The sequence below is a fragment of the Streptomyces sp. NPDC059567 genome, assembly GCF_042735655.1.
Lineage (GTDB): Bacteria > Actinomycetota > Actinomycetes > Streptomycetales > Streptomycetaceae > Streptomyces.
On record NZ_JBHWBS010000009.1, the window covers coordinates 12309 to 32803 of the forward strand.

Below are 20495 nucleotides of genomic sequence, written 5' to 3' on the forward strand. Positions count from 1 at the left end.
CCGGAGGTGGGCACGAGGCACGTCTGCGGCTCACGCACCGGAGGCAGGCAGCACCGGCACCAGCGCATTCCACCTGGCGACCTGGCAGCCGTCGGTCCTCGCGAAGCTCGCGCCCACCGGAACGCCCTTGTCATGTACCGGTGATGTGCGCCGTCTGCGGTCCGCCATACACCTGAATGCACATCGCATCCCGCGCCACAGGCTTGAAGGGTCCGTGCCCTCGCTCGCGAGCTGGTCGAGCCGTTCAGAGGCGTCGTGCGGCGAGGGGTGGCCACCCCCGGCAGGAGCGCAGTCCAGCTCGTACGCCGTGGCAGCGCCGGCTCCCTCCGAGACGGTGACCGTCAGATGATCCCGCCCGACGGCCGAACCGGGAACAGCGGGCAGCAACACAGCCGCGACGACGAACGCGGTGAAAGCAGTGATCCTCATGCCCGGCCAAACGATCCGAGCAAGACCAGGACATCCTCCAGCAGGTGCGGGTCCGCGTTTCACGAAGGGAGATCATCTTCCGTCAACTGCCTGACGGGCCACGTCGGCGGCTGGGACGATCCGTGACGTGATCGCTTGGATGTACCGCACCCCACTCTGGGCGGTAGTGGTGTGCGTGACCACAGCCGGCCTGTTCCTCGTCGGCGCCGTCGTGCATGTCAACGACCTTCTTCAGCACGGCCTTCAGGCTTGCGACTGGGCTCCGAGGTGGCTCAACTTCTACTGGTCCTCGCTGGCGCTCCTCGACCTGCTCGCAGCGGCGATTCTGATCAGCGGCAAGCGTCGGGGGACCGACCTCGCCTGCGTCATCATGACGACCGACCTCATCGCCAATTGGTACGCGACCTATGGCATCCAGCACAGCAGCCTCGCCGCTCAGCCCGGCCTCCAACGACTCTTAGCCTTCACTGCATTTGTCCTGGGAACGGCGCCTTTCGTCCGACGGCACCTCACCAGTTGAGCTGACGTGAGACACCCACTTCGCGCACACGACATCGGCAGCCCGGGACTCGATACCCGACAGGCACCGATCCGTCCTGTGCGCTCCGCCGCGTCGCGCGGGACCGAAGGGGTGTGCTCGAACGGGCACACCCCTTCCGGCACGTGTGATGTCGGCTCATCACCAACTGCGGTCCAGCATGTACGTGAACAACGCGTCCAAGTCCCCGGCGGCTTCGGGCTCGAGTGACGCCTCCCGCAGGCCCCGGCGGGCGGTGTCCAGATGCCGGCGCGCCTCGTCACGGGTCGCGGCCCGCCCGCCCGCCTCCTCCACGAGCGCAGCGGCATGTACCACTGCCGTGCCGTGCAGTTGCCCGGGAGATTCGAGCAGCGCCGCCAGCTCGCGGGCGGCGGTTCCGCCTGTGGCCAGCGCGGCGAGGACCGGGTAGGTCTTCTTGCCCTGCCGCAGGTCGCTGTGGACGGGCTTGCCAGTCACGGCCGGGTCACCCCAGATCCCGAGCAGATCGTCCACCGCTTGGAAGGCGATGCCCAGGTGACGCCCGGCCTGCTCCAGTACCGACACGGTGCCGGCAGGAGCGCCGCCGAGCACCGCCCCCAGCCCGATCGCACCGCCCAGCAAGGCCCCCGTCTTCTGTTCCGCCATCGACCGGTACTGCTCCGGCTCCACCGCACCGGATCCGACCCACGGGCGCTGCTCGAACCGCAGGTCGTCCGCCTGCCCGCACACCAGCGCGTTGAGCGTCCCGCACAAGTGCCGGACCGCGGCCGCTGCCCAGGGGCTCGGCGCCTCGGCCAGAGTCTGTACGGCCAGGGCGTGGAGGGCGTCGCCGGTCAGGACGGCCGGACCGGTCCCGTACGCCTTCCATACCGCCGGACGCTGCCGCCGCAGGCCGTCGCCGTCCATGATGTCGTCGTGGAGCAAGGAGAAGGTGTGCACCAGTTCAGTGGCCACCGCGCCGGCGACGGCGACGCTGCCGTCCGCTCCCACGGCCTCGGCCCCCAGCACGGCGAGCGCCTGCCGCACTCCCTTGCCCTCGGAACCGCTCGGATCAGGCGTTCCGGCCGCATCGCTCCAGCCCAGCGCGTACGCCGCCATCTCGCCGGTCCAGGGATGCAGGCGCCCCACCGCCTCCACCAGTGCGGGCCGCACCAGCTCACGACAGCGCGCTACGACACCGGGCACAGCGCTGTGGCGGCCGTCGGACGCGCCTGCTACGGCACAGGCCGCGGCGCCCTGCGAATCGATGGGCGAGGAGACCGTCGACGCCACCGGCGCCGATGACGTCGTTGTCAGGGAGGAACTCACCGCAGCCCCTCCGCATCGGCCGCCCGCAGCGCCTCCAGCCCTACCGCCGGCGGCACCGGCTCCCGGGCCCCCGGCCTGTCTCCGGCCTCGTCCGGCAGTGGGCCCACGCCCAGCTCGGCCGCCGCCTTCTCCACCATGTCCCGGGCGTGCCGCAGCCCGATGCGGTCCAGCACCGAGCGCAGCTCGGCCAGCTCGGCGGCGCTCTGCGCGGCGTCCCGACCCAGCCGGGCCCGCGCCTTGACCAGCCCGAGCCTCGAGAGCGCCGTCCCCCGCGGCTCCTCCATCTCGCGGAACTCCTCGAGGGCTCGCGCATACAGCTCGCGGGCCTCCTCGTACCGGCCCGCCCGGTACAGCACGTTGCCCCGCATCTTGTGGTTGTAGGCGAGCGCGCTGGACAGCCGCATCTCCAGGCAGGCCTCCTCCGCCTGCGAGAGCAGAGACAGGGCACGCTCCACTTCCCCGTCCCGCGCGGAAACGACATCGGCGACGCCTCGCAGCGCCCATGCCCACCCGCGCCGGTCCTCGGCACGCAACGCCGTCTCGGCCGCCTCCTCGAAGAGCGCCAATGCCTTGTCGTAGGCCCCGGTGTTGCGGTGCATCTGCGCGATGCCCTCCAGCGCCCACACCGTATGCCGGGCCTCACCGCGCCGACGGGCCTCGGCCAGCAACTGCTCGTGCAGCCTGCCCACAGCCGCGTAGTCGCCCTGTATGCGTCCCGTCTCGGCAAGCCCGGCCAGGGAGTAGCCCCGTACGACGACGTCACCGCCCCGCTCGCCCATCTCGGCCGCCAGCCGCAGCAACCGGTACGCCAGCCGGAACGCCCCCCGCTGCCGGGCCAGCGTGCCACCGCTCCACAGCGCCCACGCCATCGCACCCTCGTGCCCGGCCGAACGCGCCGCCCGATAGCTCGCCTTCCACGCCTGGTCGGCCTCCTCGATCCGCCCCAGCCTCCGGCAGGCCTCCGCGACGGCGAGCCCGCAGCGCGCCGCCTCCTGCCGGTCACCGGCACGCTCCGCCGCCTGCAACTCCTCCACGCCCCGGGCGAGCACCTCGGCCAACGGAGCGTTGACCGACATGGACCCGAGAACGCCCTGGTACTCCGGCGCGGACGCCTTCGTCCGTCCCGCTTCACATACTTGACCTGCCATCAGAACCCTCCTGCAGCCGAACTTGGTGATCAAGACGACGAGGGAAGGCTGAGGTTCCTTGCGGGCTGGAAAGTCCATCTCCGTATGGGCGCCGGGTCATCCCGAAGTGCTACACAGCCCACCATGGAGTCCCCAGTAAGACGTACGACACCGCCACCGACGCCTGCGGCCGGCGGGTCAAGCAGCTCGGAGCCATCTCCCGGCCTGTCATGTCAGAAGAGGCGCTTGCTCTGGCCGCCTGCTTCGGCCGAGGCGACTGCTACGGCGTCGCGTGGTCGCTGTCGCACCTGATCGAGACCGGCCCGGACCCGGTTCCGCGCGTGTCGCGGCCCGGACCCATCTCTGACGAATGGCAACACACGCTCTGGAATCGGTGGGGAACCCTGGGCCTCTCCGACGACCGCAGGCGAGTGCCCGCAGGTGTCCTCCTGATGCTCGCTTTCGAACCGCCGACCCGGCAATCGGCGTCGACGCCTCGTGGTGGGATCCATTCCCCACGAGTCCGGCCGTCCGGTCAGACGGTGCGGCCGAAGTAGGCGGCGAGCCGGTCGAGCGCGGGGGCGTCCTGTGCTGCGACCTTTGATGGGCCGAACATGCCCGTCTGGGGGCGGATCTCGTCGGGGTAGTTGCCATACCAGGTCCGGAACACCGCCTCGACGGCGTCCGCGTCGCCGCCGCGGTGCTGGCCGGTGGCCGTGGCGAGGTCCCAGCCGTGCAGGACGGCCTCCAGCAGGTGCAGGTCGGCCAGACGCGGCCCCGGCACGCCGCCCGGCAGCGGCATCTGCCGCGCGAGCGCGCCCTCGAACTGCCAGGCGCCGAGGACCTCCTTGGCGCCCTCGCCGTAGACCTCCCCGGCCTGCCGCTCGCCGATGTGGTCCTGGGCGAACAGGGAGAAGTCGGGAGCGCCACCCTGGGCCAGGGTCACGTAGTAGGGGTTGCCGGCCACGAGGTGGTTGGCCAGGGCCCGCACGTCGAAGTCATCACACGGCGTGGGCCACGCGTACTGGTCCGGGGTGACGTTTCCCAGCAGCTGCGTCGTGTGGGTCAGAGCCTTCTCCAACAGCTGGATGTCCTGGAACATGATGATCGCGCCTCTCCGTCGAATGGGGTGTGGACGCCTGCACGGCTGAAGGCCATCAGGCATGCCGAGCACCTCCCGCCCCTGCTCCGGGGCCCAGGTGCGCCGACAACCCCACCGTGCACCCACTTGCGGACAGTTACCGTCCGCATCGGGATGGACAGCGCCGTTGATCCGTCGACCGCCGGCCTGCGTATCTCGATGGCCTCCAGGCTCTCGCGCGTCGCACGATCGACACCTGCTACCGCGGGTTCCTCGGCGACGAGGCGGTGGACTGGTTCATCGGCAGTGGTGCTTCGGACGCGCACGTGAAGAGTCATCTGGAACGGGGCGGAGTGAGCTGCCTCTGCCAGGACGGCCGGATCGTCGGCTTCTCCACCGGCTGGAGGGCGAAGGGCCGGCCAAAGTCGAGTAACCCAAGAACGGCACGGGCGGCTGAGGGCTGCCCGCTGGCGGCGCCCCCACGAAGACGACGGCCGCGGCCACTGGGCATCGAAGGTCTTGAGAGCCGTGCGTTGGTCCCTGTGCGACCCGCGCAGCGACTGCCGCCGACCACGGCCCAGATCCTGTCGGCGGCGGGGGGGGGGGGGGCGGGCGGGGGGGGGGGGCGCGCCGCCGGGCGGGGGCCACTCTCGGGGGGAAAGAGAGATGTGAGCTGGGGGGGACCGCGCGGCGTGCCACGGGCTCGCCCAGGACGGAGCGGTAGCGGGCCGCCCCGCCCCGCCCGGCCGCCCGCGGCCCCCCCCCTGGGGGCGGCGCCGCCCGGGCGTGGCCCGGGCGGCAGCTGCGGCTTGGATCAGATCAGCACGTTCTTGTAGAAGATGCTGGAGCGGCGGTCGCCCTCCACGCCGGTGGCGAAGCCGATGAACAGGCGGGCCTCGCCGGCGTCGGTGCGGTAGATCGCCAGGCCCTCGGGCTCGCGGTGGTGGAGGGTGGAGCCGGCCTTGGTGAGGACGGGGCCCTGCTTCACGGTGCCCGTGTTGATGTCGATGCTGGTGACGTAGGAGTTGCCGTCGCCGGTGGGGGTGCCGTCGCCGGGGTAGGCGTCACCCGTCAGGAAGTACATGTACGAGCCGTAGAGCGTGTAACCCTGCGGCGTGCCGGAGATCGTCGGCTGCTTGAAGTCGACCAGCGGCGAGCCGAAGTTGCGCGTCTCGAAGGCGGAGAGCGGGTACACGGCGATGCGCTTGCCCCCACTGGTGTGGTAGCGCACGATCATGCGCCGGTAGACCGGATCGACGGAGCAGGTGTACTCGGTGGCCCCGGAGATCGGCTGGTAGGCGGCCGAGGCGGCCGGCGAGCCGAGAGTGGTGTTGGCGGTGTAACGGATGGGAGCGAGCGCGGTGCCGTACCCGCCGGTGTTCGCGGCGCACTCGATCCACAGCTCGGTGTCGGAACCGTTCGGCAGCGCGGCGAAGGCGACGCCGTGGCCGAAGCCGTTGAGGTGCATGTACGAGATGTAGTTCCCGTCGAAGTCCATCTTGTTGATGCACAGGTCACCGGCGGACTCGGGGCTTCCACTCCGCTTGGTCGCCACGTACAGGAACTTGTTCTCCCAGTCGAAGGCGAAGCTCTGCTGGACCCGCGCACCGTGCGTGTTCGCGGACCGGAACAGGTCGTGCGACGGCTGCGTGAGATCGAATCGCTTGGTCGCGGCCACATCGGCCGAGGCGGACTGCGCGCCGACACCAAGCCCGAGCACGGCGAGCGAGGCGCCGGCACCGGTGCGTATGAGGCTGCGGCGGGAGAGAGGGGAACCCGGGGTGCGGTTCAAGGGGGCACTCCATTTGCATGTGTGTGTTGCAGGGACAGGCGATCCTATCCACAACGGAGTTGGGGTCCTCAACGGGCCAAGCCGAGCGGCTGGCCGGCGACCGCGCGGACCGTACTGGGACAGGGCGACCCGGGAACTCGTACGGCCGCCCGCCGCGCGGAGTCGAAGCCGGCCCTGCACTGCTGCACCTGCAGACCCGAAGACGAGGTGTTCCGCTCAAACCGAGAGGGAGTCTGCTCCACCGTCCGCGTAGCACCAGGTAAGCAAGGTCACCTGGCGGCCCTTGGCCTCGCGTGTGATGGGCTCGTCCTCGGTGAGCTGGAAGCCAGTTGCGCGGGCGACAGCCATGCTCGGGGAGTTCTCCGGTTCGATGCGCAGCAGCACTCGCCTCGCTCCCAGTCGGCGACAGGCGTAGTCGGCGGTCAACTTGACGGACCGTGAGGCCAGACCCTGCCGCCGATGTCGGCTGCCGACGCCATAAGCGAGCTCGACATCTCGCGCGTCGATCTCGCACCGAAAGACGAGGACCTCACCACGAGGCTGCTCACCGTCGGTAGTGATCGCCAGTTGCGCCTTCTTGCGGCCGTCTCCACGGCCTTCACGAGCCTTGGTCAGGTACTCACGCGCCGCCCTGGAGTCGAACGGAGAGGGCACCGGAGTCCATCGGTCGATCTCAGGATCGTCATAGAGCTCCACCAACGGCAGCAGGTCGGACTCGCTCCATTCCCTCAGATGTATCCCGTCACCTGAAATCCGAATGCTTGACGGCAGAACGATCTCACTCTTGGACATGCACCCGATCTTGCCGCGTCAGGGAGTCGGACTCCAGAGCGGGAACCCTCACTTGAGTCGTGTGCCCTATGGGCGGCCGTCTATCTGAACGCCTCGCCCAAGTGGATCGCGCCCTCTGCCCGGACGCCGGATTCGGTCACCTCGACCGCCACCACACGGGCTCGAAGCGCGGCGCGCCCGCAAGCCGGTCGAGCCCCTTCGTGCTCTCTCAGCCGTTGTGGAGGATCCGGAAGCGATCTGGTTGCGCCGGGTCTCGATCGACGACGTGAATCGGCGGCCAAGCCCATTGCCACACGCTGATCCCTGGCGTGCGGGAGAACCGGATCTGCCCGCGGGTGCCTTCGATATCGAGGCGCGACCAGGATTCGGCGGTGCGCGCCCGGTCCGTGCCGTGAGAGCGCAGTGCTTCGGCGAGGACGGTGATCGTGTCGTAGCCCTCGAATGCGACGAAGGAGGGTGCTTCGGACAGCCGCTCACGCAGGGCCGAATCGACGCGTACGCCGAGTGGGCCGAGGTGCTCGGGCAGGTAGCGCAGGAACGGGATCGCAGAGCCGTCGTCGCCCAGCAACGTCGCCCATTCGGCGAACTCCGGTTGCCCGGCCGGAGCACCGATCATGATCTCGGCGAGGCGCTGGTCGCGGCGTACGGACTTGACGATCGACACTGCCGGCTCCGGATGGCCGACCAGGAGCAGAAGGGCTGTCGCCCGGCTGTCGACGAGTTCGTCGCACATCACGGTGGGGGCGAGCGCGCGCGTGTCGAGTTCGATGACGGTGCCGCCGCGGGAAGCGAGGCAGTCCCGCAGAATGCCGACCCCGGACGCCCAGTAGACACCCGGTTCGGTTGCCACGGCGATTCGACCGTGGCCTGCGCCGAGGAGGAAGTCCGCGTAGATCCGCCAGCCGTTGGACTGTGCCGGGGCAAGGCGCGCGACCCATTGCGTCGGCTGTTCGGTGAGCGCGTCGAGAACCGCTGACGAGCAGAGGAACGGCAGTCCGAGGGCATCGGCCCTGGCAGCAGCGGCACGAGCGACGACGCTGTGGTACTCCCCCGCCAAGGCGGCCACGCCCAGGCGAGCCAGTTCGTCCACGGCCGCCGCGGCCCTCTGCGGATCAGCCGCGGTGTCCCGGACCACCAACTCGAGTGGTCTTCCGTCGATCCCGCCCGCCTGATTGACGTCGCGTACGGCCATCTCGAATCCAGCGAGCAGGTGTCGGCCTGCCTCGACCCAGCCGGGCCGGGTCAGCGGAACGAGCGCGCCGATCCGGATGGCGGCTGATGCGTCCACCCGCTTCGCTCCAGGCTTCGATGATGGCGTCGTCATGCCTCGGCGTCTCCCAAGTGGGCGATCCAGTCGCAGTTTGCCCGGATCACGGAATCAACGTCAGTGACGCCGAGCGTAGTTGAACCGTGATGACCAGGCACCCGTCCCAAGGATCCTCAGCAACCGACCGAGCATGGCGACCAGCAGCCCGGACGCAGCCTTGCCCGGCAACCGACATCAGTTCACGAGTCGTCCTCTTCAGTGGACCGTCGTCGATGAGTTGCGGGCCGAGTGGACGGTGCGGTGCGGCGGTTTCGGACGGCATGGCGTGCTCCGTACGGCAATTGACAGCTCGAACGCAGCACGTCAGAGTCCCGGGGTGAGCGAGACAAACGATCTGACGCCGGCCGAGGTGCGCGTATGGCAGGCCTTTCCGCGAGGCGAGTCCGTGGACTTTCGGGCCGCCGAGGACGAGGATCCGGCACTCGGCGACACCTGGGGCGCTGAGCGGACCGTACGGGCGAGTGTGCTGCGCGCGCTGCTGATCAAGGCTCCGCAGGAGGAGGGGGAAGTCGCCTCGCTCAAGATCGCGGGGGCGCGGATCACCGGCGTACTGAACCTGAAGTACGCGACGATCGACGCCGCCGTCCGGCTGAGTCACTGCCGGTTCGACGACGTCCCCGACCTGTACGGCGCCCAGCTGCGTCAGCTCAATCTGAGCAAGTCCGTTCTGCCGGGCCTGGCCTCGGCCACCATGCGGGTCGAGGGTGTGTTGCGGTTGACGGGTTGCCGAATGCGGGGGCCGGTGCGGCTCGGCGGGGCGCAGATCTCCGGGGCGCTGTTCATGGAGCAGGCGGAGTTCACGGCACCGGCCGACTCCGAGCCGGTGCTGCAGCTCAACCAGGCGGTGATCGGGGCCGACTTGTGGGCGCCGGAGATGCGCGCGCATGGACAGGTACGACTCACCGGCGCCTCCATCGCCGGGCGGATCAACGTTCAGGACGCCGAATTCGACGCGCCCGATGGCACCGCGGTGGACGCACAGAACCTCAACGTGGGAGCCCATGTTCGCGCGCGGTGCATCCGTACGCGGGGTCGGGTCGAGCTTCGAGGCTCGCGCATCACGGGCCGTCTCGACCTGCTCCACGCCCACCTGTCGCATCCAGGTGACACGGCATTGCGGGCGAGCAGTTGTGTCATCGGTGAACTCTGGCTGCGCGGTGGCGATCGCATCGAGGGAGCCCTGAATCTACGGCGTTCCCAGATAGAGATCCTGACCCTTGAACCGGAGATGCTGCCGGACCAGGTGTATCTCAGCAATCTCACCTACACCGTACTCGCCCCGCACGAGCCCGCCGAGAACCGCCTTCCGATGCTGGAGCGGGACGGTGAGCGGTATGAGCCGTACGGCTACGAGCAGTTGACGGCGGCCTATCGCCACGTCGGCGACGATGACGCGGCGCGGCTCGTCCAACTCGCCAAGCAGCGCCGCCGACGTGCCACTCTCACCTGGTACGGACGACTGTGGGGGTACGTCCAGGACGCCACCGTCGGCTACGGCTTCCGTCCGCTGCGCGCGGCCGTGTGGCTGCTGTCCCTGATGACCATCGGGTCGATCGCGTACGGCCTGGACCACCCACGCCCGATCAAGCCCGACGAGACACCTGACTTCAACCCCGTCTTCTACACCCTCGACCTGCTCCTGCCGGTCATCAACTTCGGCCAGGAGTCGGCATTCGCCCCCGACGGCTGGCACCAGTGGTTGTCGTACGCCCTGATCATCACCGGCTGGATCCTGGCGACCACGATCGTCGCCGGCGTGACCCGCACGGTCAACCGCCAATGACCCCGTCCGGGACCGGGCGATCCCTGCCGTGGTCATCCGGTCACGCTGGAGGAAGTACACGAGCGGCCTGTGGATTCACTCATCGCACAGGACGTGGCCCGATTCAGGTTGCGTGGCGTATGTCCTAGAGCTCTTCGGCCCGCGCTGCACCGGTGCCGGATTGCCGCCCTGCCCAGCATTCGAACTCCGCCTGCAAACACCTGACCGTACAGGCCCGATACCGGGCCCCTTCGGGGCCGGAGATGGCGCCCGTGAGCAGGTCTCGAAAGGGTGGCCCCGGACAAAGCCCACCCATATGGCTTCCGCGGTGAGTAGCATCCGGCAGCAACACACCCAGGCGAAGGAGAATCAGCTGCCATGGCCGACAACATTCAGATCGTGTACGCCGAGCGGTTCGCCGAGGACATCGAGAAGAACCGTTCCGAGCAGGAGGACATCGCCCGGCAACTCGCCGAACTCCAGTCACGGTTGGACCAGCTCAAGACGGACGAGAAGTGGCTGGCCGAGATGCTGGGAACAGTGCCACCGGCCGTGGATTCGACGCCCGAAGCCTCCGAGGTGACACCCGCAACTGTTGAGGCACCCCTCACCACCCCGTCGCCCGCCGAGCCGGACGTCGCCGTTCCGCAGCCCAGGCAGGAGAAGCCCAGGCAGGAGAAGGCCACCAGCAAGCCCGCCCAGAAGGCCGCGTCGAAGAAGCCCGTCGCCAAGACGCCGGTCGCGAAGAAGCCGGTCGCCAGGAAGACCGTCGCGAAGAAGGCCACTCCCGACAAGGCCGCATCGCCCCAGGCGTCCGTCGCGAAGAAGACCGACGAGCCTCCCCTGCGCAGTCTCATCGAAAGCATCCTGACCAAGCACGCTGGTGAGCCCCGCCTGGTCAGCGAGATCCGCACCGAACTCGTGGAGACATATCCCGAGCGCACGACATCTATCCAGGTCGTCCGCAACAACCTGGAAAGCCTGACGAAGAAGGGCATCGTCGCGAAGGGAACCCAGCAGGGCTCCGTGATGTACTCCAAGCCCGCACCCGCCGAAACTCCGGACGAGGAGAACGTGAAGGCTCCCACGAACGCCTAGCCATTCGGGCACGGCGCCCCAGGACCATCGTCGCAAGCGAAGCCCGCGGACCGCGGTGGTGTACGTTCGAGACGACCTCCCCGACTTCCTCATACCGAAAGTCGATCAGGACGCCGCATGCATGGCGGCCCTTCCGCTTTCAGCCACCACCGCGCGTACTCCTGAGCCACAGAAGCCCTCGCGCCGTCCGGTTCCTCGCCCCACAGACCGTTGTTCGGGCCGCACGGCCCGAATGCCCGATCGGGCCATGGGCGTAGGCGCCGGCGGTCACGAGGGTGGACGCACGGCTCGGCAGCGGCCGCGACGGCGCGGTCCGCCGCGGCGGCCCCGGCCCCACCCCGTCCCGGAGGATCGCGCGGCCGTTGCGGGAGCCCATTTCATCCGCCGTACATGGAACCGCCGTTCCCCTTCGCCTACTGTCGTGGGCATGGCAGCAGGAATCCTCACTGCGCGCCGTCACGTCGACCACGGGCGTGCGGCGAGCGCCCTCTGTACGGTCGCCCCGGCGCGCTGATCGCGCCCTCTCCCCCACGGGATCCCCACCTGGCGCTCCCCGCCTGACTCCCGTCTCTTCCCCTTCCGCATCGCGGCCGACGGCTCGTCCCACAGTCCGTCCGCTGCGCCCCCCTGTGCAGACGCACCCCGGAGGAATGGACATCATGAGCGAGAAACAACGCCCGCCGGTGAGCCGACGGGGCTTCCTCGGCGGCGCCGCCGCTGTGGCGGCCGCGACCGCTGTACCCGCCTTCGCGCAGATCGCCGGAGCCGGCCCCGCCGCTGCCGCCGGCCGTCCGAACATCCTGCTGATCGTCACCGACGACCAGCCCAAGCACACCGAGTGGGCCCTGCCCAAGGCCGTCGCCTGGCTCGCCGGCCAGGGCGTGAAGTTCACCAACGGCCACGTCACCACCCCGTTGTGCTCTCCCTCGCGCTCCAGCGTCTTCTCCGGCCGCCACGCCCACAACCACGGCGTGCGCAACAACAAGGCCTCGCTCTCGCTCGACCAGAGCACCACCGTGCAGAAGTACCTCAAGCAGGCGGGCTACCGCACCGGCCTGTTCGGCAAGTACCTCAACTCCTGGCCCCTGTCGGACAACCCGCCGCACTTCGAGGAGTTCGCCCTCCTCCAGCCCGGATACGTCGACGCCCAGTGGAACGTCAACGGAACCGTCCAGACGATCAACGGCTACACCACCACCATCGTCAAGAACCGCACGCTGAGCTTCCTCGACAAGGCCACCACGGATTCCCGGCCCTGGTTCGCGTACGTCACTCCCTACGCCTCCCACGGCCCGCGCACCCCCGAGGCGAAGTACGCCGGCGCTCCGGTCCCGGACTGGAACGGCCGCCCCTCCGTTCCCGAGAGCGACCGCAGCGACAAGCCAGCCTACATCAGGAACGCCACCGGCACGCTCGCCGAAGGCCGGACCATCCGCGCCGAGCAATTGCGCACGCTGCTCTCCGTCGACGACGCGGTGCAGGCCTTCAAGGACAAGCTCCAAGCCCTGGGGCAGCTGGACAACACCCTCGTCATCTACATCGGCGACAACGGCTTCAGCTGGGGGGATCACGGCTGGACCGCGAAGTCCGTGCCCTACCGCCCGGCGCACGAGGTGCCGTTCTACCTCTCCTGGCCGGCCGGCGGACTGGGCGCGGGAACCGTGGACAGCCGTATCGTCGCCAACATCGACATCGCGCCGACCATCCTTGATGCGGCGGGCATCACTCCGAGCGCTCCGCAGGACGGCAGGTCCCTGCTCTCCTCCCACAGCCGTGATCACCTGCTGGTGGAGTGGTGGAAGCAGGGCGCCGGTACCGGCGGGGCCCCGACGTGGTCCTCGTACGTGGCCAAGGACGAGCAGTACACGGAGTACTACGACCTGACGACCGACGGGAACGGCACGGTGTCCGGCACCGGCCAGGTGAAGTTCCGCGAGTACTACGACCTGGTGAACGATCCGTACCAGCTGACCAACAAGCTGTACCAGGCCACCCCGGCCCAGGAGCAGGCTCTCGGCATCCCCGCCCTGGCCGCCCAGCTCGCCGCCGACCGGGTGTCCTGACCCGCGCTCGGTATCGCTCGCCGTCACCCGTGTCGCCGGGCACGGGTGACGGCCGCCCATCGTTCCGACGGAGCCGTCATGCCCGAATGCTGCACCCCTGGTCACGCCCACGTCCCGGTAGTGACCCTCGCACCGCCCCGCCCCTCGCTCCAGTCCTCCCGGGTGGCTCGGCAGCTGCTCACCCTGCCGGGAGGGCGCTTTCTCATGGGCACCGACGACCCGGAGGGCTTCCCCGCGGACGCTGAGGGGCCGGTGCGCGAGGTGGCCGTGGAGCCCTTCCGTATCGCGGCCACGACCGTCACGAACGCCCAGTTCGCCACGTTCGTCAAGGCCACCGGACACGTCACCGAGGCCGAGCGCTTCGGCTTCTCCTTCACCTTCGGCGCGTTCCTCGCCGACTCGGTCGCCGACATCTCCCCGCCCGTGACGGCCGTCCCCTGGTGGCGGGCGGTGGAGGGAGCCGACTGGCGCCACCCCGAGGGGCCCGGCTCGCACATCACCGACCGTCAGAACCACCCCGTCGTCCACGTGTCCTGGAACGACGCCCAGGCCTACTGCGCCTGGTCGGGCACCCGCCTTCCCACCGAGGCCGAGTGGGAGTACGCGGCCCGCGGCGGACTGGAGCAGCGCCGCTACCCGTGGGGTGACGAGCTCACGCCCGGTGGCCGGCACATGTGCAACATCTGGCAGGGCGAGTTCCCCACCGTCAACACCGCGGCCGACGGCTACGTCGGAACGGCTCCCGTGAAGTCCTTCCGCCCCAACGGTTTCGGGCTCTACAACACGGTCGGCAACGTCTGGGAGTGGTGCGCGGACCGGTTCGGCGGCGAGGAGACCTCCCGGGCGATGCGGGGCGGCTCGTACCTGTGCCACGACTCCTACTGCAACCGCTACCGGGTGGCCGCCCGCAGCTCCAACACGCCCGACAGTTCGACCGGCAACATCGGGTTCCGAGTGGCCGCCGACCCCGCGTAGCGCCGTCCGCCCGCAAGGGCAGAGGCCGTTGCGGAGTGTTCCGCAACGGCCTCTGTCATGTGGGCACGGGAGATCGGCCCCAGGGTGAAGACGGGCCGGAGTCCGGGTCCCGAACCGTGCTTCCTCCGAAATTACTTGGCGCCGAGACCGGCGTCGGAGACCTCGGGCTTGCCGGCGGCCTTCAGGACCTTGTTGAGCAGCGTCAGGTCGTAGATGCCGTTGAGGTCGGGCTCCTTGAGCAGACCGGTCTTGACCGCGTAGTCGGCCTGCGTCTTCAGCGTGGCGGCCAGCGGGTCGTCGAGGATCTGGATGCTCGGCCACGCCGGGTCGATGACCGCGGCGCCGAGCTCCTTGCCGGTCTCGGCCTTCAGGGCGGCGTTGGCCGACGCCTTGGCCTTGTCCGGGTTGGCGTTGATCCACTCATTGGTCTTCACCGTGCCGCGCAGCACGGCTTCGACCACGTCCGGGTGCTCCTTCAGGAAGGTCTGCGACACGATGATGTTCGTGATCACGAACTTCTTGTCGGGCCACAGCGTGGACTCGTCGAGCAGCACCTTCCCGCCCTCGCTGACCAGCTTGGACGCGGTCGGCTCCGGCACCCAGGCACCGTCGATCGACCCGGACTTGTACGCGTTGGGGGTCACCTTGTTGTCGCTGCGGACCACGGAGACGTCGCCCTTGCCGCTCTCGGAGTCGACCTTCCAGCCCTTCTCCGAGATCCAGTTGAGGAACGCGACGTCCTGCGTGTTGCCCTTCTGCGGAGTGGCGATCTTCTTGCCCTTGAGGTCGTCGAGGGTCTTGATCTTGGCCGGGTTGACGACGAGCTTCACGCCGCCGGATGCGGAGCCGGAGATGATCCGCAGGTTCTTGCCCTTGGACTTCACGTAGCCGTTGATGGACGGGGAGGGGCCGATGAAGCCGATGTCGAGCGAGCCGCCGTTGAGCGCCTCGATCTCGGACGGGCCGGCGTTGAAGGTCTGCGGCTTGATCGTGGTGCCGCCGAGCTCCTTCTGGATCAGGCCTTCCTGGATGCCGACGAGGGCCGTGGCGTGGGTGAGGTTCGGGAAGTATCCGATGCGGACGGTGTCGGCGGAGAGCTTGTCGCCCTTGGCGGCCACCTCGGTCTTCTTGCTGTCGTCGGCCTGGGAGCCGTAACCGCAGGCGGTGAGCAGAAGGGGAAGCGCCGCAGTGACGGCGATGGTGCGCAGGGTGGTGAGCGGTCTTGCGGCAGACACGGAGGTGCCCTTTCACGGGACGGGATGGGTGTTCGGGGAGGTACGGAATCGCGCGACGCAGAGCCGTCGGCATGCGTTGCATTCGCCCTCCGCCGGCGGCGACGGGATCGCCGTCGTGGGCTGAGAGTCTGGTGTGCGCCGGATACGGCGGAGGTACATGTCGAGCTGCGGTCGATGCCACGCCGCGCCAGACGACTTGCGGTCCATGGAGATGCGGGGCGCCCGGCCGACGGAGGGCGGGGCGGCGAGCAGTGCAGGAGTGCGCTCTGCGGAGCCGGCTCTATGGCCAGGGTCAGACAGGCTGACAGATGGCGCTGGACGTACGGCCGAGGTCGATATGGCGGCGAGAGGTCAGAAGGGGAAGCGGACGGCGTGCGTTGTTCAGCGTTCGCATGGCCACCTCTCCCCATCCCTAGTTTTCCCACCTGGTTGGTAGGCATGGTGGCAGAGGGTGGCCTTTACCCCAAGAGGTCGACCATATTATGGACAGTTCCGTCTCGCCTTGCGAGAATCCGCTGGTGGCGACCTCGAAGCCCGTGGCCATCCGCCCTGCCAACGCGGGCAAGGTACGGTGCGGCAGGTACGGCGTCGGCCGGTGTCCGCCGCGTGCGGCCCTCGGCCGCCGGACAGGGACATCTGCCCGGCGGCCGAGGGGGTTCAGCCGGCCGCAGGCGTGTAGTGGGCGGCGTCGTCGCCCTCGATGACGTAGCTGAGGATGCCGTCGGCACCGGCCGGGACATCCCCCGCGACCGTCACCCGGTGCAGCAGTCGAGGCAGGTCGCCGTAGTCGTCGGGGGCGTAGTGCTGGGTGATGCGGTTGTCGAACAGGACGAGGTCGCCCGGCCGCCACGCCACGCGCACGATGTTCTCGGGGCGGGTGACGTACGCCTGGAAGATGCGCAGCAGGTCGCGGGAGTCGGAGGGACCGAGGCCGATGATGCTCTGGGCGAAGCCTCCGATGAACAGCCCGCGCTCCCCGGTCTCGGGGTGGACCCGGACGACCGGGTGGGCGGTGCGGTACTTCCGGGAGACGAACCGCTTGCGGTGCTCGGCAGCCTTCTCGCTCCTCGGGGCCGCGTAGTCGTAGTCGTTGGTGTGCACCGCCCACAGCTTGTCGGCCAGCTCGCGCAGCGGCTCGGGCAGATCCCGGTACGCGGCACCCGCGTTGGCGATGAGGGTGTTGCCGCCGTAGGGCGGGACCACGATGCTGCGCAGCGTGGACGCCTTCGGCGGCGTACGGACGAAGGTGACGTCCGTGTGCCAGTGGTTGGCGCGGATGCCCTCGTCGCCGTCGACGGGCAGGATCTGGGGCCGGCCGTCGACGGACGGCACGGTGGGGTGCGCGGTGGTCAGCTCGCCGAAGAGGGAGGCGAAGCGGAGCTGGCCCGCGTCGTCGAGCTGCTGGTCCCGGAAGACGAGCGCCTTGTGTTCCAGGAGCGCGGAGTTGATCTCGGTGACGACGGCGGGGTCGAGTTCGGCGCCGAGGTCCACGCCGAGGATCTCCGCGCCGATGCGGCCGCCGATCCTGCGGATGTCGAAGCCGGTGCTGGTGGTCATGTGCGGGGTTCCCTTCGGGAGGTGATCAGGAGGTGATGGGCAGTGAGGCGCCCTTGGCCCCTGGGGGGCCGAGGGAAGGGCCGACGGCTCGCAGCGCGCCGGGCGTGCGCCCTCGCCCCCAGCCGATGTGCCGGCGATAGCTGCCGAGCAGGCCGGTACGGGCCAGGTGCTCCTCGTCGCGGGCGGTGGGGTCGTCGGGAAGCGGGCGGGTCTGGGGCGCGACGTACAGCGCGTCGGCCGGGCAGTTCGCCTCGCACTGGAAGCAGGTCTGGCAGTCGTCGCGGCGGGCGAGCACCGGGATGCCGTCCGCACCCCGGTCGAACACGTCGGTGGGGCAGACCTCGATGCACTTGTCGCAGGTGATACAGCGTTCCGCCGAGACCAGTTCGATCACGAAGCCACCTCCATGGGTACGTCCGCTGTGGTCGTCAGGGGCTCGGGCCGGGTCCACACCCGGTCGAGGCCGCCCGTGACGATGCGGTGGTGCTGCCGGGGATCCTGCGTCGGGAAGTCGAGTCGCTTGGCCATGCCGCGGGTCTCGGTGCGGGCCAGCGCCGCGGCGTACATCCAGCGGGCGTGCGCCGCCATCGCCGACGCCTGCCGGGCCCGCACCACGTCCCCGCCCTCGGCATGCAGCGTGGCGCGCAGGTCCTGCCAGACGCTGTCGAGCACCCGCAGGGAGGCGGTGAGCTGCTCGCCGTGGCGCAGATAGTTCTTCTCGTACGGCAGCACTTGGGCCTGGACCGCGGTGATGACGTCCCGGAATCCGTCGGCGGGGCCGGGGGTGCCGGTCGGCCTGAGCCCGGCTCCGCCCGCGGCCGCGAGGCGCCTCGTACCGGCGCGGACGCCGAGCGAGCGGGCGTGGCGGGCCGCGCCTTGACCTGCCCACGTGCCGGAGGAGATGGCCCACGCGGCGTTGTGGCTGCCACCGCCGGTGAAGCCACCACAGATCAGCTCACGGGTGGCGGCGTCCCCGGCCGCGTACAGCCCCGGGACGGTGGTGGAGCAGTCGTCGCCGGCGATGCGGATGCCGCCGGTGCCGCGCACGGTGCCCTCGGCGAGCAGGGTGACGGCGAAACGCTGCGTGAAGGGGTCGATGCCGAGCCGGTCGAAGGTGAGGAAGAAGTTCGGCTGCGCCAGCCGCATCGCCTGCCGGGCGGCCGGGTCCGCCCGGTCCAGGCGGCAGTACACCTTCTCGCTGAGCAGTGTCCTCGCGATCACGGAGCGGCCGCCCTGGCTGGCCGCGCCTTCCAGGACCGTGTCGTCCTCGCGGTAGAAGGTCGCGAAGGAGTAGAACGCGGTCTTGGTGACGGAGGTGCCCTCGGGCGCGATGCCGTAGGCGTTGGAGAACTCCATGCCGGACAGTTCCGCGCCCGCTTCGGCGGCGAACAGGGCGCCGTCGCCGGTGTTGACGTTGCAGCCCAGCGCACCGCTGAGGAATGCGCAGCCGCCGGTGGCCAGAACGACCGCTCCGGCGCGCACCCGGTACGGCCGCCCGGCCTGACGCTGGTGACCCCCGGCTCCGGCGACTGCCCCGGAGGGGTCGGTGAGCAGCTCGGTGACCGGGCTGTGGTCGAGGATGCGTGCCCCGGCCCGCTGGACGCGGATCCGCATCCTGCGCATGTACTCCGGCCCCTGCAGGCCGTTCCTGAGCTGCCTTCCGTCCGGCCCTGCCGGGAAGGGATAGCGTCCGGCCGTCGCCAGCTCGTTCATCCCTGCGTACGTCTGGTCCAGCACCCGTGCCATCCAGCGCCGGTCGGCGAGAAACCCGCCCAGCGCCTCCCGGCTCGCCATGGCGGCCTCGCGCGCGGCGGTCTCCGGCGGGACGTACCAGACCCCGGTACCACTGGAGGCGGTGGCACCGCTCGTGCCGCAGTAGCCCTTGTCGGCGAGGATCACGTCCGCGCCGGCCTGGGCCGCCTTGAGCGCGGCCCACGTCGCCGCGGGGCCGCCGCCGACCACCAGGACGTCCGTGGTGAGTTCGAGCCCGGTCATGCGGGCCGTCCCTCTGCAGCGGCCGCCGACGCCAGCCGGTTGGCGGGGCGCGTCAGGCCGTAGTGTTCGCGCAGGGTGCGGCCGGTGTACTCGGTGCGGAACAGGCCGCGGCGCTGCAGGATCGGTACGACGTGGTCGACGAAGTCCTCCAGGCCGCCCGGCAGATGGGGCGGCATGATGTTGAAGCCGTCGGCGGCACCGTGGGTGAACCACTCCTGGATCTGGTCGGCTATCTGCTCGGGGGTGCCGGCGAGCACCCGGTGGCCGCGGCCGGCACCGAGGCGGGCGATGAGCTCACGCAGGGTGAGGCCGTCGCGGCGGCCCAGTTCGGCGACCAGCGTGAAGCGGCTCTTGTTGCCGTTGATGTCCCGCTCCTCGGGCAGCTCGGGCAGTGGCCCGTCCAGCGGCAGCCCTGTCAGATCGGTGCCGAGCATCCCGGACAGCTGGGCGAGTCCGTACTCGGGGATCTGCAGCTCCGTGAGCTCCCGCTCCAGCTCGCGTGCCTCGGCCTCGGTCGAGCCGATGACGGGGGCGATACCGGGAAGTACGAGCAGCTGGTCCTCGGCACGGCCGTGGCGCGCGAGCCGGGACTTGAGGTCCTTGTAGAAGGCCTGGCCGTCCGCCAGGGTCTGCTGGGCGGTGAACACCGCCTCGGCGTACTGGGCGGCGAACTCCTTGCCGTCCTCCGACGAACCGGCCTGGACCAGCAGTGGATGGCCCTGCGGGCTGCGCGGAACGTTCAGCGGACCCTGCACCCCGAAGTACTCCCCGCGGTGATTGATCTCCCGCACCCGGTCGGTGTCCGCGTAGACACCGCGCTCGCGGTCGAGCAGGATCGCGTCGTCCTCCCAGCTGTCCCACAGTTTCGTGGCGACGTCGACGAACTCCCGAGCCCGCTCGTAGCGCAGCCGGTGCTCCAGGTGCTCGTCCTGGCCGAAGTTGCGGGCCTCGTTCACGGTGCCGGAGGTGACGATGTTCCAGCCGGCCCGGCCGCCGCTGATGTGGTCCAGAGAGGCGAACTTGCGGGCGGTGTGGAAGGGCTCGTTGAAGGTGGTGGAGACGGTGGCGATCAGTCCGACGTGCTCGGTGACCGCCGCCAGCGCGGACAGCAGGGTGAGCGGTTCGAAGCCGCCGACCGTGTTGTACCGGGCGTTCCCCCACAGGGCGAGACCGTCGGCGAGGAAGACCGAGTCGAGCAGACCGCGCTCTGCGGTCTGGGCGAGCTGCTGGAAGTAGCGGAGATCGGTGACCCTCTCCGGCTGGGTACGGGGGTGGCGCCAGGCGGCGTCGTGATGGCCGGCGTTCATCAGAAACGCGTTGAGATGCAGTCGGCGTGGGCTGGTCGCGGTCATGGGCTTCCTCGGATCCGGGGCGGTGGGACGATCGGGGGCAGCGAGGCCGGAGGGCGGCGGGATCAGTCGGGTTGCGGTTCAGTCG

17 protein-coding genes are annotated in these 20495 nt (G+C 69.7%); 5 read left to right on the forward strand and 12 right to left on the reverse strand.

Annotated features, from left to right (window positions below):
- Positions 1–556: 556 nt before the first annotated feature.
- Complete coding sequence (locus ACFVZW_RS06925) at positions 557–949, forward strand: hypothetical protein (protein ID WP_384517811.1); 393 nt, start codon at positions 557–559, stop codon at positions 947–949.
- Positions 950–1108: 159 nt separating this feature from the next.
- Here the strand turns inward: ACFVZW_RS06925 and ACFVZW_RS06930 are convergent, their stop codons facing one another.
- The 6 genes from ACFVZW_RS06930 to ACFVZW_RS06955 form a co-directional block, all read right to left on the reverse strand.
- On the reverse strand, positions 1109–2131 hold the full coding sequence (locus ACFVZW_RS06930; RefSeq protein ID WP_384518074.1) for a polyprenyl synthetase family protein: 1023 nt from the start codon (positions 2129–2131) through the stop codon (positions 1109–1111).
- Between the two features lie 119 nt (positions 2132–2250).
- The gene (locus ACFVZW_RS06935) at positions 2251–3402 is read right to left on the reverse strand and encodes a tetratricopeptide repeat protein (RefSeq protein ID WP_384517814.1); all 1152 of its coding nucleotides are present in this window, start codon (positions 3400–3402) and stop codon (positions 2251–2253) included.
- A 514-nt stretch (positions 3403–3916) separates the two neighbouring features.
- Positions 3917–4483 carry a TIGR03086 family metal-binding protein gene (locus ACFVZW_RS06940; protein WP_384517817.1) on the reverse strand — a complete coding sequence of 189 codons (567 nt, stop codon included), beginning with the start codon at positions 4481–4483 and terminating at the stop codon, positions 3917–3919.
- 793 nt (positions 4484–5276) lie between these two features.
- Entirely contained in the window at positions 5277–6254 is a 978-nt protein-coding gene (locus tag ACFVZW_RS06945) for a teichoic acid biosynthesis protein C (RefSeq protein ID WP_384517820.1), read from the reverse strand.
- 216 nt (positions 6255–6470) lie between these two features.
- Positions 6471–7046, reverse strand: coding sequence for a GNAT family N-acetyltransferase (locus tag ACFVZW_RS06950; protein ID WP_384517822.1), 576 nt, complete (start codon positions 7044–7046; stop codon positions 6471–6473).
- Positions 7047–7254: 208 nt separating this feature from the next.
- The gene (locus ACFVZW_RS06955; protein ID WP_384517825.1) at positions 7255–8370 is read right to left on the reverse strand and encodes an ABC transporter substrate-binding protein; all 1116 of its coding nucleotides are present in this window, start codon (positions 8368–8370) and stop codon (positions 7255–7257) included.
- A 319-nt stretch (positions 8371–8689) separates the two neighbouring features.
- Between ACFVZW_RS06955 and ACFVZW_RS06960 the strand changes: the two genes are divergently transcribed.
- From ACFVZW_RS06960 to ACFVZW_RS06975, 4 genes are all read left to right on the forward strand, one after another.
- A complete protein-coding gene (locus tag ACFVZW_RS06960) occupies positions 8690–10156 on the forward strand; it encodes a membrane-associated oxidoreductase (protein ID WP_384517827.1) in 1467 nt (488 codons plus the stop codon).
- A 357-nt stretch (positions 10157–10513) separates the two neighbouring features.
- Positions 10514–11233 (forward strand): hypothetical protein, encoded by a 720-nt coding sequence (locus ACFVZW_RS06965; protein ID WP_384517830.1) that lies wholly within the window; start codon positions 10514–10516, stop codon positions 11231–11233.
- A gap of 659 nt (positions 11234–11892) precedes the next feature.
- Positions 11893–13296, forward strand: coding sequence for a sulfatase (locus ACFVZW_RS06970; RefSeq protein WP_384517833.1), 1404 nt, complete (start codon positions 11893–11895; stop codon positions 13294–13296).
- A 78-nt stretch (positions 13297–13374) separates the two neighbouring features.
- Positions 13375–14271 carry a formylglycine-generating enzyme family protein gene (locus ACFVZW_RS06975; protein WP_384517836.1) on the forward strand — a complete coding sequence of 299 codons (897 nt, stop codon included), beginning with the start codon at positions 13375–13377 and terminating at the stop codon, positions 14269–14271.
- Between the two features lie 131 nt (positions 14272–14402).
- Here the strand turns inward: ACFVZW_RS06975 and ACFVZW_RS06980 are convergent, their stop codons facing one another.
- The 6 genes from ACFVZW_RS06980 to ACFVZW_RS07005 all read right to left on the reverse strand — a co-directional run bounded on the left by ACFVZW_RS06980 (position 14403) and on the right by ACFVZW_RS07005 (position 20410).
- On the reverse strand, positions 14403–15506 hold the full coding sequence (locus ACFVZW_RS06980; RefSeq protein ID WP_384517839.1) for an ABC transporter substrate-binding protein: 1104 nt from the start codon (positions 15504–15506) through the stop codon (positions 14403–14405).
- Between the two features lie 292 nt (positions 15507–15798).
- Entirely contained in the window at positions 15799–15900 is a 102-nt protein-coding gene (locus ACFVZW_RS06985) for a putative leader peptide (protein WP_384517842.1), read from the reverse strand.
- A 263-nt stretch (positions 15901–16163) separates the two neighbouring features.
- Complete coding sequence (locus ACFVZW_RS06990; RefSeq protein ID WP_384517845.1) at positions 16164–17063, reverse strand: TauD/TfdA dioxygenase family protein; 900 nt, start codon at positions 17061–17063, stop codon at positions 16164–16166.
- 25 nt (positions 17064–17088) lie between these two features.
- The gene (locus tag ACFVZW_RS06995) at positions 17089–17457 is read right to left on the reverse strand and encodes a 4Fe-4S dicluster domain-containing protein (protein ID WP_384517848.1); all 369 of its coding nucleotides are present in this window, start codon (positions 17455–17457) and stop codon (positions 17089–17091) included.
- Positions 17454–19058 carry an FAD-binding protein gene (locus tag ACFVZW_RS07000; RefSeq protein WP_384517851.1) on the reverse strand — a complete coding sequence of 535 codons (1605 nt, stop codon included), beginning with the start codon at positions 19056–19058 and terminating at the stop codon, positions 17454–17456. Before ACFVZW_RS07000 ends, ACFVZW_RS06995 begins: the two co-directional genes overlap by 4 nt.
- Positions 19055–20410 (reverse strand): LLM class flavin-dependent oxidoreductase, encoded by a 1356-nt coding sequence (locus ACFVZW_RS07005; protein ID WP_384517853.1) that lies wholly within the window; start codon positions 20408–20410, stop codon positions 19055–19057. The genes ACFVZW_RS07000 and ACFVZW_RS07005 overlap by 4 nt, the downstream gene beginning before the upstream one ends.
- Between the last annotated feature and the right edge of the window lie 85 nt (positions 20411–20495).